The 14,318-nt window shown below is 36.4% G+C and carries 12 protein-coding genes; 6 read left to right on the forward strand and 6 right to left on the reverse strand.

From position 1 onward, the window contains the following. Positions 1-143 precede the first annotated feature (143 nt). Entirely contained in the window at positions 144-1,034 is an 891-nt protein-coding gene (locus H4J38_RS11950; RefSeq protein ID WP_182132016.1) for a cation diffusion facilitator family transporter, read from the forward strand. Between the two features lie 424 nt (positions 1,035-1,458). Beyond that, on the forward strand, positions 1,459-3,288 hold the full coding sequence (locus tag H4J38_RS11955; RefSeq protein WP_182132017.1) for a DUF885 family protein: 1,830 nt from the start codon (positions 1,459-1,461) through the stop codon (positions 3,286-3,288). 145 nt (positions 3,289-3,433) lie between these two features. On the opposite strand, the gene H4J38_RS11960 is transcribed toward H4J38_RS11955, so the two are convergent. Further along, positions 3,434-4,144, reverse strand: a complete 711-nt coding sequence (locus H4J38_RS11960; protein ID WP_182132018.1) for an ABC transporter substrate-binding protein — start codon at positions 4,142-4,144, stop codon at positions 3,434-3,436. Positions 4,145-4,368: 224 nt separating this feature from the next. On the opposite strand from H4J38_RS11960, the gene H4J38_RS11965 reads away from it, so the two are divergent. Together H4J38_RS11965 and H4J38_RS11970 are read left to right on the forward strand one after the other, a co-directional pair. Then, on the forward strand, positions 4,369-4,806 hold the full coding sequence (locus H4J38_RS11965) for a hypothetical protein (protein ID WP_182132019.1): 438 nt from the start codon (positions 4,369-4,371) through the stop codon (positions 4,804-4,806). A gap of 265 nt (positions 4,807-5,071) precedes the next feature. Next, positions 5,072-5,437 (forward strand): Rieske 2Fe-2S domain-containing protein, encoded by a 366-nt coding sequence (locus H4J38_RS11970; RefSeq protein ID WP_182132020.1) that lies wholly within the window; start codon positions 5,072-5,074, stop codon positions 5,435-5,437. Between the two features lie 187 nt (positions 5,438-5,624). Here the strand turns inward: H4J38_RS11970 and H4J38_RS11975 are convergent, their stop codons facing one another. The 3 genes from H4J38_RS11975 to H4J38_RS11985 form a co-directional block, all read right to left on the reverse strand. Continuing rightward, positions 5,625-6,212 (reverse strand): paraquat-inducible protein A, encoded by a 588-nt coding sequence (locus H4J38_RS11975; protein ID WP_220465528.1) that lies wholly within the window; start codon positions 6,210-6,212, stop codon positions 5,625-5,627. A 76-nt stretch (positions 6,213-6,288) separates the two neighbouring features. Continuing rightward, a complete protein-coding gene (gene yfbR / locus H4J38_RS11980) occupies positions 6,289-6,894 on the reverse strand; it encodes a 5'-deoxynucleotidase (protein WP_182132021.1) in 606 nt (201 codons plus the stop codon). A 40-nt stretch (positions 6,895-6,934) separates the two neighbouring features. Further along, complete coding sequence (locus tag H4J38_RS11985; RefSeq protein ID WP_182132022.1) at positions 6,935-8,149, reverse strand: pyridoxal phosphate-dependent aminotransferase; 1,215 nt, start codon at positions 8,147-8,149, stop codon at positions 6,935-6,937. A gap of 330 nt (positions 8,150-8,479) precedes the next feature. On the opposite strand from H4J38_RS11985, the gene H4J38_RS11990 reads away from it, so the two are divergent. Further along, complete coding sequence (locus H4J38_RS11990) at positions 8,480-9,070, forward strand: hypothetical protein (protein WP_182132023.1); 591 nt, start codon at positions 8,480-8,482, stop codon at positions 9,068-9,070. A 126-nt stretch (positions 9,071-9,196) separates the two neighbouring features. On the opposite strand, the gene H4J38_RS11995 is transcribed toward H4J38_RS11990, so the two are convergent. Beyond that, a complete protein-coding gene (locus H4J38_RS11995) occupies positions 9,197-10,906 on the reverse strand; it encodes a proline--tRNA ligase (protein ID WP_182132024.1) in 1,710 nt (569 codons plus the stop codon). A 237-nt stretch (positions 10,907-11,143) separates the two neighbouring features. Beyond that, positions 11,144-11,557: an RNA-binding S4 domain-containing protein gene (locus tag H4J38_RS12000; protein ID WP_182132025.1), complete on the reverse strand. Its 414-nt coding sequence runs from the start codon at positions 11,555-11,557 to the stop codon at positions 11,144-11,146. 373 nt (positions 11,558-11,930) lie between these two features. On the opposite strand from H4J38_RS12000, the gene H4J38_RS12005 reads away from it, so the two are divergent. Continuing rightward, entirely contained in the window at positions 11,931-14,315 is a 2,385-nt protein-coding gene (locus H4J38_RS12005; protein ID WP_182132026.1) for a cyclic nucleotide-binding domain-containing protein, read from the forward strand. The last annotated feature ends 3 nt before the right edge of the window (positions 14,316-14,318 follow it).

Here is a 14,318-nt window from a genome sequence, read left to right on the forward strand (position 1 = left end):
ATAAAAGTTAGCTGAGTTTATCGGCAGTTATTGTGATGACTATTTAATTAGTTGAATTAAGACTACAATGGCTGCGCTTTTTTCGATGATAAAAATATACCGTTTTTTCAACTAATTTTTTACTGAGAATATTAACCTTTTGCATGACTACTCTAACGACCCATAAATCATCACAACGCCGCTTACTTATTGCACTTGCCATTACCAGTGTGTTTATGTTGCTGCAGCTTTTTGGAGCCTTTTACGCAAATTCATTAGCTGTATATGCTGATGCAGGGCACTTGTTTGTGCATAATAGTTCGCTATTTATTGCCTTAATTGCCTCTACGTTAGCGATAAAGTTTGGTCAAACTTTTAGTGATGGGTATCGTCGTTTAGAGCTTTCTGGTGGTTTGATCAATGGTACTTTATATTTACTGATCAGTTGTTGGATACTACTGCAAGGTGCTGAAAGGTTATTTGGACACGAACATCATGATGAACATGAAATAAATACCTTTGTGATGTCAGCAGTTGCTTCTCTAGGTTTCTTATTTCATGGCGCGTCAGCTTATGTTTTATATAAAGGCCGTAAAGATAGTGTTAATGTTTATGCGGTGTTTTTACATACATTCTTCGACTTGTTATCTACCATAGTCACTTTCGTTACAAGTATTATCATTCATGCTACAGGCTGGACTGTTGTCGATTCTTTGTCGAGTATACTCATCTCTGTATTTGTACTTTTTACCGGCTCTAAGCTAATTTATAAGTGTATTAAAGGACTGTTTTTCAATGGTGTTAGGTTACCTGCACTGAAGAAAATTGAAGCTGCCTTGCAGAGTCTTGAACACATAGATAATGTGCATAATTTAATTGTTAAAAGTGACAACGGTCAAGTAGTGGTTGGTGCTCATATTGTACTCAAACATCAATGTACATTAGAAAAACACGATGAAGTTTGTCGTTTTCAGGTTGAACGAGTTTTAAAAGAACAATTTGCTATTACTATCAGTGTTTTGCAAATTGAAACTAACGGTTGCCAGCATAGTTAATATCATCTTTATTCATTAGATAAGCTAACATTAGTGCGTAATATTTGTGCTATAGGTTTGCAAGCATGATTAAGTATCAGTAATATTGAAATGCTAAAATCATAAATAACACCTCATGTTATTGAGGTTTTTTCAATTGGATTTAAGACAGTAAAACACCACTAACCTCATAAAAATAAACAATTTTAACTTTACTAAACTTGTGAGAGTATTTTTTTTCTTAATTATTCAAGCTTAAAGCCTGCTAACCGTCCATCTAGATAAAACGTTATTTGCAAAACCATCAGTAAGTACCTTACCCCTTTCATTATCAATTTCTTTTACTTGTTGTTACTAGTTTGTTAACGTCAGGTTATGAAGATAAAATATAACTAATAAGCTTCTGATTTTAATAACTTAATATAAAGTTTAATTCGAGGGAATTATGATTAAAAAAATTTTTAAATGGTTAGGTATTTTACTGTTAAGCATTGTTGTGCTCGGCGGTAGTTTTGCTGCTTACGAATGGAATGCGGATAAACCTATGAGGTTTCGATCTTTTGTTGATCGCGAAGTGTTGAAAATGGCTTTTCAGAGCCCTGAAACACTAACCTCTTTGGGGTTTTTAGAATCTGTCGGGATAACAGGACATAACGCTGATTTAGACGATGCTAGTCTTGCTAAAGCGGATGAGTTATTTGTCAAATTGAAAACAGTACATAACACTTTAAATGACTATGATGACGATAGTTTGAGTGATGCAGATCTACTTTCAAAAGAAATTGCGCTGTACTTGTTAGATTTTGCCAAAGCGTCTGAACCATATCGCTACCATAGTTACCCGGTAAACCAATTGTTTGGTATTCAAAACGGTTACCCAAGCTTTATGGAATCTCAACATCAGGTTAATAGTGTTGCTGACGCTGAAAATTATTTATCTCGTTTGGAAAAAGTTAAACTTAAATTTACTCAAGAATTAGAAGGGATAAAACTTAGAGAAGAGAAAGGTATTATTCCTCCTGCATTTGTTATTGAACGTGTACTTGAAGAAATGACTAACTTTGTTAATAAGCCAATTGAAGAAAATATTCTTTATAGCTCACTCGCGAAGAAAATGTCTGAAAGTGAGAGTATCTCAACTGAAGAACAAACGCAGTTATTGGCTAAAGCAAAAAGTAACATCAGTACATTTGTTCATCCGGCTTATAATTTGTTAATTAACTATTTTACAAATTTACAATCGAAAGCGACAGATGACGATGGCTTTTGGCGCTTACCTCAAGGTGACAAAGCTTACGCAAGTGCTTTGCAGTTTTTTACCACTACAGATTATACGCCACAGTATATTCATGATGTTGGTTTAAAAGAGGTCGATCGCATTCAAAGCGAAATAATGACTATTTTGGCTGTTCAAAATTATGATGTTTCACAAGGTTTCACTGCAGCAATAGAGTATTTAGCTGCACAAGAAAATTTTTATTATCAGGACAGCGATGCAGGTCGTGCCCAAATATTGAAAGACTATCAAGCTATTCTTGATGAAATAGATACCGGTTTAGATTCAGCCTTTAGAATTCGCCCAAAAGCGGGTATGGAAGTAGTACGTATACCTGAATTCAAGGAAAAAACGGCGCCAGGCGCTTATTATCAGCAACCAGCAATTGACGGTAGTCGCCCAGGTAGATTCTTCGCAAACTTGTATGATATTAAAGCGACGCCTAAGTACTCAATGAGAACATTGGCTTATCATGAAGGTATTCCTGGGCATCATTTTCAAATTGCAGTGGCGATGGAATTAGAAGGTTTACCTTTATTTAGAATGTTTTCCCCCTTTACTGCTTATGTTGAAGGTTGGGCCCTTTACAGTGAATATTTAGCATGGGAAATGGGCTTTCAAGATGATCCCTTTGATAATATAGGTCGCTTGCAAGCTGAGTTATTTAGAGCCGTAAGATTAGTAGTTGATACGGGAATTCATTATAAAAGATGGACGAGAGAACAGGCGATCGACTATATGAAAGCCAACACAGGTATGGCGCAATCTGATGTTGTTTCGGAAATCGAACGATATATTGTTATGCCAGGACAAGCAACGTCATATAAAGTGGGTATGATGAAAATTTTAGCCCTAAGAGAAAAAGCTCAAGTAGCGTTGGGCGATAAATTTGATTTGCGCGACTTTCATGATGTGGTATTAAAAAATGGTGCTGTACCTTTAGATATTTTAGCGCGCTTTATTGATCAATATATTGCTGATACGTTGGCAAAAAATTAGCTTGGTAATTTGACTCATCAAAGGCCGCTAGCGGCCTTTTTTATTCAATTGTTTTTTCTAATATAATAGTCAAAATTAAGTCATTAAATAAATGAAGGTTGGATAAAGACGAATAGTCCAGCAAAGGATGGTTAACAAAAATTGATTATGTAGAAGGTAAGCAATGTTTGATCTGTTGTTGATAAAGACGATAAATCAAATCTTTTTGATAAGTGTTTTTAACGGCGGTAGTGAGTAATGGTAGTAGAGCTATAAAAGAAGATTTTTTAGCTAAATGAAGTCCCCATTCTTTAGTTCCTAGACTGTAAGCATTAGTTATTATGCTTTCATCCATATTTTGTTGGCGTAAGGCATACTCAAGACCCACTCTTGAGCCAATAACACCATCTACATACTTGAGTTTTAACATCCCTATAGCTTGCTCATAACTAGCGACGCTGACTTTATTGAGTGCGTTGTCTTGATCAAATTTTTCATTAAATTGTGCATTTCTAATGACGGCAATACTTTCAAGTTTATATAACTCATCATAATCTTTAATCTTAGTGTTATTTTGAGTAAGAACAATAACTTTTGATAACGAGAGAGGACCGATATATTCAACGTCATTAGCAATAGTGCTATTTTTGAAGATGAGTGCTAAATCAAGTTCACCTGTTTTTAAAGAGAGCAAAATTCTAGCGTAAGGATAATTAGCTAATTCAAGTTTTATTTTTAGATTTTTAGTTACTTCTTGTATCGCAATAACACCTACACCGGTACATTTTTGGTGTTCAGCAAAGCTATTGAATGGCGGAAAAGGTGGTACGCTGAAGCTAAGCTTTTTATCATGAGCATATGATAAGTTATTAGCCATGGTTAGCACTAAAAAAATCAATGTAGTAATGCTATTGCTTATAAAGTGTTTTTTCAAAGAGACTAAATTACCCAGTTAACTAATTGACCTGCTAAGTATTATAGTACCCTTTTGATTTTATGACATGACTTATGATTGATTGTTATAGTCTTATGAAACACAGTTAGCTTAGTGCCATATTATGATATATATTTATAAGACCTTTTACTTTTTAAGGACTTTTTATGTTACCCATTCATGGCCGTTGGAAAATAGAAGTTAGAGATCAAGTACTGATGCAATGGTTTGCTGATTCATGGAATGAAGAAGCTGTTGTTAAATATATAACCGAGTTTAAAGCAGCGGCAGCACCCTTAATTGATGACGAGTGGGCCATTATTTCTGTTTTTGAACAATGGGAGTTAGGGATACCTGAAATAGAGCATCATGTAACTGAACTTTGTGAATGGTTTAAACAACATGGCTGTGTTAAAGACTGCCATGTTTATAGTTCGAATATTTTAAAGAGTATGCAACTAGAGAAAATGATACCGCACACGGATGAGGGATATGAACGTTGTGTATTTCACAATGTCAATGACGCTATTACATGGCTCAATACTGAAGGCTTTGTATTAACTAATGCTCAATTTTTATATGACATAAAAATATCTAAAAAATAACCTTAGCCTCTTTTTAAAATTCATTTTAGTACTGATAAATACTGAGTTCTAGTGCAATATTAGTCCAGTAAAAACGATATGTTTTTCAGTATTTACCCATAGTTAACTATTTATAAAATAGACTACTTTAGGTTGATATTCGTTAAGTGAGATTATAACCTCGTAAAAATCAATGTTAATTCAATCAATAATTTATAAACTTTCCTTTTGTATTACCTAGCCACCGTGGCAAAATAGGTTATTCACTAAATTAAAAGGAAAATTTTTGTTAACATTAAGTAGTTACTACCCTGCAGGTGGTCGGGCGGAACATGAGATTAAAATTATTAATATTAAGCCAACTGAGCGGGCAGATGTATTGACTGCAATGGCAAAGCTGCCTTATGCAAGTACAGAAAAACCTGTAGTGATATATTCTCAGACGTTAGCGAATGGCGAAAAAGAATATCGAACGGTATCGGCAAAGTGCCCGCATCAAGGGGCAGATATTAGTGGTGATGAACTAAAAGCAGATGGAAACGTATATTGCTCATTACATCGTCGTCCGATTTGCATATTTAGTGAGTACAATCATGCTTACTTAACAGAGAAACGCGCAGACGAGTTTTACATTGTAAAAAGCTATCAATAGAAACTCAGCTTATGTAGCAGCTTAGCTTCTTAATTGGGAGATTAAGCTCTCAATACCTCATACCAATCGATATAGCGCTTGTTTGCCTTAATACCGCAACATGTAGCGATAAACATCTCAGTTTTCTCATCACTATTTTGTAATACCCGATTGAGAACATACACCTACAATATATCGCAGCGTTAACCTAATCGGGTTTTGATACCATTTTATTTTCTGTGTTAATACTACTGCTGCTAATAGCGGTACCTAACAGTGATAACAGACAATAACCGGTAAAGTAAAAAAAACCTGGCCCCAATGCTGATAGAGTTTCACTACTAATAATTAAGTCTAACTTAAAGCCAAATAGCCCTAATTGTTCTGCTGTTGCTGTTTCAGCGTGATTAGTTGATAGCACAGCAAGAAAAATCGCAACAACAAAAACGTCGGCCATTGACCATTTACCAATTTTGCTTATAAAGCTATAGATAACAGCTTCTGAACTTGAATTTTTTTTGGCGTAAGCAAAGCTAAGTAATACAAATTTTAATACCGGGATACAGATTGAAAAGGCAAAAATTAGTAGCGCAACCAACAGTCGTTCATCTTGCCAAAGCTCTTGTATTGTTTGCAATAATGATAGGTTTTTATCAATTAAGGTATTGGTTATTTGTGCGCCACTAACATTAGCTGTCATCGCCATATTGAGTGAAAACATAGGTAATAATACACCGGGAATAAATAGTGTAATTGCAATAAGGTTAAATAAAAAACCTAAATGTTTTTTAATCATAATGTTATGACGTTTTCCTAAATTGGTCATGCAATTTTTAATTGTTATTTCTAGTCATTATTGTTGCTATATACAACTATTTTTTAATTTGTACTTCGGTGAGTTTATCTACCGTTGCGGAACATGACTTTAGAAACACCGACATAAAATATTCCACTTCTGGCATTTGTAGTTTCAGAGTAGCTAGTTTCAATTCTAAGCGTTCTTTTACATGATCAAATTCGTGGTTTTGATGGTTTAATTCATCAAGCGCTTTAATATAAGCCACTAGAATATCGGCCGCTTTCACTATTTTTTTGTATTGGTCGTCAACATTATCTTGCACGATTATGTCTGAAAACAATGCTTGAAACTCTTCAGGCAAAGATTCAAGGCATTGTTTTTCAGCAATATATTCTATTTTTTTAAATTCACGAGCAATTTCAGGATTTGCATATTTAGTTGGGCTAACAATATCGCCAAAGCGGGTTTCACTTGCCTCATGATAAAGCGCGACTGTTGCTACTTTATCGGCATTAATGTTGCCGTCAAATTTTTCATTTTTAATAACAGCCAGTAAATGAGCAACAATGGCCACTTGGTGAGAATGCTCTGCAACATTTTCTGGTTTAACACAAAACATCAATGCCCAACGTTTAATGAGGGGCATTCTGAACATCCATGCGAGAAAAGTACTTTGCATTATAAAACCTTATTAAGTAGTAATTTATTTATATTTTTGTTTATTGGCGATAAGTACTGAAAAAGTTTGCTAGTTTTTCTAGTGCTGGTTTTAATTCATCTACATGTGGCAGAAACACTAAGCGGAAATAATTTTTTTGCTTAATGTTAAAAGCTCGGCCGTGAACTAACAATATTTTTTCTTGTTTGAGTAAATCTAGAATCATTTTTTCATCATCATGAATATTAAATTTTTCCTGATCTACTTTAACAAAAAGGTATAAAGCCCCCATAGCAGGGTTACAAGAAAGACCGTCAATGTTATTGATCATTTCATGAGCAAGATTACGCTGTTTTAATAAACGCCCATCGCCCTGAATTAACTCATTAATACTTTGATAGCCACCCAGTGCCGTTTGAATAGCGTGTTGGCAAGGTACATTGGCACACAAGCGCATTGAAGCGAGAATATCTAAGCCTTCTAAATAATCTTCCGCATGAATTTTGGGACCGGTGATTACCATCCAGCCAGCACGAAAGCCTGCAATACGATAATTTTTAGACAATCCACCCATGGTGATGATTAATACATCATTGGCTAATCTTGCGGTTGGAATGTGTTGTGCTTGGTCATAAAGAATTTTGTCGTATATTTCATCACTGAATATGATCAAGTTATGTTTACGCGCAAGTTCAATAATATCTTGTAGCACCTCTTCACTATAAACTGCGCCAGTAGGATTATTAGGATTGATCAAAACAATGGCTTTGGTTTTAGGCGTTATTTTGCTTTCCATATCCTTTAGGTCTGGAAACCATTGGTTTTCTTCATCACAATGATAGTGCACAGGTTCACCGCCAGACAAGGCAACCGAGGCGGTCCATAATGGGTAATCAGGTGCTGGAATTAATACTTCATCACCATTATTTAACAAGCCTTGCATAGCCATAACAATGAGTTCGCTAACTCCATTGCCTATGTATATATCGTCAACACTGACATCTAATATGCCTTGTTGTTGAAAATACTGCATTACCGCTACTCTTGCAGGGTAAATGCCTTTTGACTCACAGTAGCCTTGAGCCGTTGGTAGATTATGAATAACATCTTTTAGAATATCATCAGGCGCTTCAAAACCAAAGGGTGCAGGGTTGCCAATATTAAGCTTCAACACCTTGTAACCTTCATCTTCCAAACGTTTAGCCTCGGCGGCTACTTGTCCACGAATTTCGTAGCAGACATTTTTTAATTTTGAAGATTTTTGGATAATTTTCATAATGACAGTCTTATAAATGATAAAAATTAATTAACGTTGTTGCTTTCGTTAATAAAAAACAGAAAATGAAAAGTAAGCTAAAGATAAACCTATAGTCATTGTGTGCGCGAATTTTGCACTTAATATGTAATTAATGTGCTTAAGTCCATTGTTGCTAATATTGTCTAACTTTGAAACAGCTACTTGCATTTTTTTTATAGCAAAATGTTAATAATTGCATCATCTTGTTATTATGATTGAATTTTGAACAGTATATTTACTTATTCTTTGACTACTGGTACTGAAATATTGTACTTAAATAGCTATCAGAGCTGACGAGGAAAATTAGAAATGCCATTGCCTTTATTATGGTTAGGAGCCGCTGCTGTTTCGGCATTAGCGGTTAAAGGGTTAGCTGATGATAGAAAATATCAACAAAGTAGCCGAGTTAAAAGCTATCGTGCTAAAACGCTGGCTGATCTTGAGCAATATGAGTCGCCAATTGCTACTTATCCAACCGATATGTTTTCTACTGAGCAGCAGATAGAACCCATCGTTGGCGCCATTGTTTGTTGTGGCATTGGCGGAGTATTGGAGCATAGCGGTATTTGGATCGGAGACAACACTATTATTGAAGTGGATGGTAATGGTTTAGTAAAAGCCGTATCTGCACAACGTTTTACTCATACTCGTTCTGGTAAAAGCATTTTTATCGCTTGTGACTCCTTAGGTACGCCGTTAGCAAGTGAGTTAGCAGCCCAGAAGGCAATAGCCCAGCTTTATCAAGTGATCGACTATCATTTATTTGACAACAACTGCCATCAGTTTATATGGCAGTGCTTTCAATCTGACGTTAAAGCGATCACAACATTTAAAGCATTATCGTTAAATCTTGCACAATTGTTTGACCGAGTTATTTATTGGGACAAGTGCGATTGCTAAAATACTTACTGATATTTCATTGAATATAAAAAAAGGCTTTGCAGGTTATGCAAAGCCGTTTTCTATTTTTAAACCAGTTCTATATTCAAAGATTACTCTGTTATGTAAAATGGCTTTATGACTTTATTAGGCAAATAGAGACATAACATCATTGATCGCAAGCATAGACTTTTCACCCGTAATACGGTTCTTTACTTCAATTTCCTGATTGTCCAAGTTACGTTCACCGATAATAAGTAATAATGGCGTACCCATTAACTCATGATCAGCAAACATAACGCCAGGGCGTTCTTTGCGATCATCAAAAATAACTTCGATACCAGCGGTTTGTAATTGTTCATATAACGCTTCTGCGGTTTCTTTAACACGTGCAGACTTTGCCATGTTCATTGGCACAACGGCGACTTGATAAGGTGCTATTGCTGCAGGCCATTTAATACCGTATTTATCGTGATTTTGTTCAATCGCCGCGGCAACAATACGAGAAACACCGATACCGTAACAACCCATAGTTAAGATTTGGTTTTTACCGGCTTCTGTTAACACACCACAGTTCATCGTTTGCGCATATTTTTCACCTAATTGGAAAATATGACCCACTTCAATACCGCGTTTAATTTCAATGCTACCTTGACCACAAGGGCTAGGGTCGCCTGCTACCACATTACGTAAATCTGCAACGCTGTAGTTTTGAGCATCACGATCCCAGTTAACGCCAGTTAAATGCAGGTCATTTTTGTTAGCACCACAAACAAAATCAGCTAAGTGAGCCGCACTGCGGTCAACTATTACGTCAATATTTAAACCAACCGGGCCAATTGAGCCAGCGTTACAACCAACGGCAGCTAAAATTTGCTCGTCAGTCGCAAAAGTTAACGGTGAGGCAATTTGTGCTAAGTTTTCAGCTTTAACTTCGTTTAACTGGTGATCACCGCGCAATACTAACGCTACAATTGGCGCTTCGTTTTCTTTTGTTGCTTGGCCTAACACCAATAATGTTTTAACCGTGCTTGCTGCATCAACAGATAAAAATTTCGCTAAATCTTCTATTGTGCGTACTTTTGGTGTGGCAACTTCACTTAAGGCTTGTGTTGCAGCAGGGCGTTCACCTGTTGGTGCTAGCGCTTCGGCTTTTTCAACGTTAGCCGCAAAGTCAGAACCATCACTAAAAGCAATATCGTCTTCACCAGAATCAGCTAACACATGAAATTCATGTGAAGCTTCACCACCAATAGAGCCAGTATCAGCAATAACAGGGCGGTAATCTAAGCCTAAACGGTCGAATATACGACAGTAAGCGTCAAACATAGCTTGGTATGTTTTCTTTAAACACTCTTCGCCTAGATGGAAAGAGTAAGCATCTTTCATTAAAAATTCACGGCCACGCATTACACCGAAACGAGGGCGAATTTCATCACGGAATTTAGTTTGAATTTGAAAAAGATTTAATGGTAGCTGTTTGTAGCTGTTAATTTCATTAGCAACCAGTTTAGTGATTACTTCTTCATGCGTTGGGCCTAAAACAAAGGCACGGTCATGACGATCCTTTAAACGTAACAATTCAGGACCATAATCTTCCCAACGACCTGACTCTTCCCATAAATCGGCTGGTTGAACCATCGGCATTAAAACTTCTAATGCACCCGCTCGTTCCATTTCTTCACGGACAATATTTTCAACTTTACGTAGTACTTTTAAACCTGTCGGTAACCAAGTATATAAACCTGATGCGACATTACGCACTAAACCGGCACGTAACATTAATTGATGACTGATAACTTCAGCGCTAGCAGGGGTTTCTTTCAGGGTTGAAAGTAAATATTGGCTTGTACGCATTGAGAAAAAATTCCATTAGTAAACGAGCATAAAATATGGCACTTATTCTAGCAGGGCAGTTTCAGCCACAAAAGGTTTAAATTGCTCATTTGATAAAAATTACCGTTAAATCAGGGCTAAAAGTTAGAAATTTAGCTTTGAGTTTCAACTAGTCTGGGTTTACTGAGGTTATTGTGCTTATTGGTAAAGTTTAAAAAAGTATGTTTATAAAACAGAGGTGGAATATATAACTAAACCTTAGAAGGAAATGGGCTTACGTTTTGATCGATTAATATCAATTGTTTGTGGCGTTGGTTGTTTAACATGGCTGCTAGATTTGTTCTTTTTAGCTGGTTTAGCTGGTTTAGCTGGTTTAGCTTTCTGTGATTTATTCTGTACTACTTTTGCTTTAGTTTTTGTGATTTCGCTAAGCTCTATATTTGAGGGTTCTTTATAATTAACTTGAATGATTTCACCGTTAAATTCGACTATATCGTTATGATAAACTTTTTTGCGTTTTTGAAATTCAACCTCGTTATTCAACAATACATAACCTTCACAGATCACTATTTTCGCTTCTCCACCACCGCCTACCATATTGGCAATTTTTAATAATTTGCATAGTTCGATGGGTTGGATTGAAACATCAATAAGCGGAATATCATTTGTCATAGCTATCTTAAATAAGCAGGAGTGAAGAAAAGATTATAACTGAGTTTTCTTGTTGTGTCGTCTGGTGAAATAGCGATAAAGCGTAAGAATTATTCACATAAATCAGCTGAAAACTCAGTAAAATATATTACAGAATTACTCATAAAAACAATTATCTTTAGATAAAACTATGCATAGATTTATTTGTACAGCCTTAATGACTCTTAAAAATTACTAGCGTTAAATAAATCTGTGTCCTTAAACACTGAATTTATGGAATAAGCTTGTTAAAGTTGTTAAAGTTTGTAAATGTTTGTAAAGATTTTGTAATCATTAGATAGCTTTAGTTACTAGAAGCCAGAATATTACAAAATATTATTCAAGGGTTGGGATTTTGACAGAACAATATAAGATTGTCGTAATTGGTGCTGGACCTGGCGGAATAAGTGCGGCGACTCATGCTGCTGAGCTTAATATATCGCACGTGTTGTTAGAAGCTAGTCCCAAAATTGCCAATACTATTCAAAAATATCAAAAAGGTAAACATGTTATGGCTGAGCCTAGCATTTTACCTTTGCGTAGCCCTATCGCCTTTGAAGCTGGAAAAAGAGAAGCAATTCTTGATGAATGGCAACAAGGTCTTTTACAAAATAAAGTTAATATTAAATATAATGCCGCAGTAGTAAATATTGATGGTGAAAAAGGTGATTATAAAATCACCTTGGCAGACTCCAGTGTAATACAAGCTGAGTTTATTATCCTAGGTATTGGTGTGCAGGGTAACCCCAGAAAATTAGGTGTTACTGGCGATGACGCTGACTTTGTTCAATATACCCTTGATAATCCTGATGATCATAAAAATGAAACTATTGTCATTGTTGGCGCTGGCGATGCCGCGATAGAAAATGCGGTCGTTTTGGCAAGCAACAATAAAGTGTTTATTGTTAACCGACGTGATGAATTTGCCAGAGCGAAAGAGGGGAATTTAAATCTAATTACCGCCGCTATCGACAAAGGGGATGTCGAATGTTGTTACAATACCAATCCTCATAGCATTGAGTTAACGCCAGAGCAAGAAAAACCAGGCATATTTGTTTTAAAAACGGCATCAGGTGAAATCAAAATACCCGTTGATAGAATCATTGCCCGCCTAGGTGCTATTCCCCCAAGAGCGCTAGTTGAGTCATTTGGTATTGAGTTTCCAAATAGCGACCCAAATTCGATTCCGGTTTTATCCGCTAAATATGAATCTAATGTTCCCGGCATATATGTTATTGGTGCCCTCGGCGGTTACCCTTTAATAAAACAGGCGATGAATCAAGGTTATGAGGTTGTTGAATACATTCTTGGTAATAATATAAACCCTGCGGATCATCCATTATTAGAAAATAAACTTGAGCATTTACCTTTTGACTTAGGTGTTGATGAAATTCTCAGTTTGATGCAAACAGAAATACCGGTCTTTACGCCTTTATCTGCCTTAACTTTTAGAGAATTAATGCTAGATAGTCAAGTCCATGTATTTGAACCTAATATAGAAATTTTTAAAAAAAATGATTATACCAATAGCTTTTACACTATTTTACAAGGTGAGGTAAATATCGTTATTGGTGATCGGGTGATCAAAAGTACTCAAGGTAACTTTTTTGGTGAAATGAGTTTGATTTCAGGTCGGAGACGTTCAGCAACTGTGTTGTCTGGTGAATCTTGTATCGTTATTGAAACGCCTCGTCGTACGATGATTAAATTGATCACATCGGTTGATGCGGTCAAAAGAGTTTTAGATGAAACTTTCATTACGCGAACCATTCAAGCTAAATTTGCACCGAAAGTGACTATTGAAGAACTTCAACCTATTGTTAGCAAGGCAAAACTAAATCAATACAGTGCAAACGAAGTATTATTTGCTGAAGGTGATGAAGCTAACTGCTTACATGTGATAAGAAGCGGCTCGGTTACCGTGTCTAAAAAAGTGGCAGGCAAAGATATTCCAATGACTTATGTCGCGGCGAATAATGTCGTTGGAGAAATGGGCATATTGGGTAATACCGTCAGATCTGCAACGATTACCGCGACGGTTAAAACAGAAACCATATCGATCGACAGTGATTCATTTAATGATTTATTAGCCAAATCTCCAACATTACGTGCAACCATGGAACTTGAGGTACAAAAACGTCATTTAGAAAATACCAAGCTTGAGTCAGAAAGTGAAACCGGTGATATATTATCCTTTTTAATGCAACAAGGCTTAGGCGAAGCAACCGATGTCTTACTTATCAATGAAGACACCTGTGTTGGTTGTGATAACTGTGAAACTGCCTGTGCTGCTACACATGGCGGTACTTCACGGCTAAATCGAAAAGCAGGACCAACCTTTGCGCATGTGCACGTGCCAACATCTTGTCGACATTGCGAAGACCCTAGTTGCATGAAGGACTGCCCGCCAGATGCTATTCATCGAGGTGGCTTAGGCGGTGAGGTATTTATCGATGACAGCTGTATCGGTTGTGGTAATTGTGAAAGAAATTGCCCTTATGGCGTTATTCAAATGGAGTATCCAAAGGAAAAAAACAGCAGTTTTTGGAATTGGATGTTCTTTAATGCCGGAGAACAACCGGGTGAAAACAAGGTGAAGGAGGGCGATAACATCAAAAAAGCCGTTAAATGTGACATGTGTAAGGATATTGATGGTGGAGCTGCGTGTGTTCGAGCTTGTCCAACCGGCGCCGCAAATCGTGTTAGCCCTGAAAACTTTATTAATGTGGTCAATATCTAAACC

Origin of the sequence: Colwellia sp. BRX10-3 (assembly GCF_014077505.1) — a bacterium.
Lineage (GTDB): Bacteria > Pseudomonadota > Gammaproteobacteria > Enterobacterales > Alteromonadaceae > Cognaticolwellia.

Excerpts from the sequence above, each read along its gene's own strand:
- H4J38_RS11950 (WP_182132016.1), top strand. The coding sequence starts at position 144 with ATGACTACTCTAACGACCCATAAATCATCACAACGCCGCTTACTTATT.
- H4J38_RS11955 (WP_182132017.1), top strand. The coding sequence starts at position 1,459 with ATGATTAAAAAAATTTTTAAATGGTTAGGTATTTTACTGTTAAGCATT.
- H4J38_RS11960 (WP_182132018.1), bottom strand. The coding sequence starts at position 4,144 with ATGGCTAATAACTTATCATATGCTCATGATAAAAAGCTTAGCTTCAGC.
- H4J38_RS11965 (WP_182132019.1), top strand. The coding sequence starts at position 4,369 with ATGTTACCCATTCATGGCCGTTGGAAAATAGAAGTTAGAGATCAAGTA.
- H4J38_RS11975 (WP_220465528.1), bottom strand. The coding sequence starts at position 6,212 with ATGATTAAAAAACATTTAGGTTTTTTATTTAACCTTATTGCAATTACA.
- yfbR (WP_182132021.1), bottom strand. The coding sequence starts at position 6,894 with ATGCAAAGTACTTTTCTCGCATGGATGTTCAGAATGCCCCTCATTAAA.
- H4J38_RS11985 (WP_182132022.1), bottom strand. The coding sequence starts at position 8,149 with ATGAAAATTATCCAAAAATCTTCAAAATTAAAAAATGTCTGCTACGAA.
- H4J38_RS11990 (WP_182132023.1), top strand. The coding sequence starts at position 8,480 with ATGCCATTGCCTTTATTATGGTTAGGAGCCGCTGCTGTTTCGGCATTA.
- H4J38_RS11995 (WP_182132024.1), bottom strand. The coding sequence starts at position 10,906 with ATGCGTACAAGCCAATATTTACTTTCAACCCTGAAAGAAACCCCTGCT.
- H4J38_RS12000 (WP_182132025.1), bottom strand. The coding sequence starts at position 11,557 with ATGACAAATGATATTCCGCTTATTGATGTTTCAATCCAACCCATCGAA.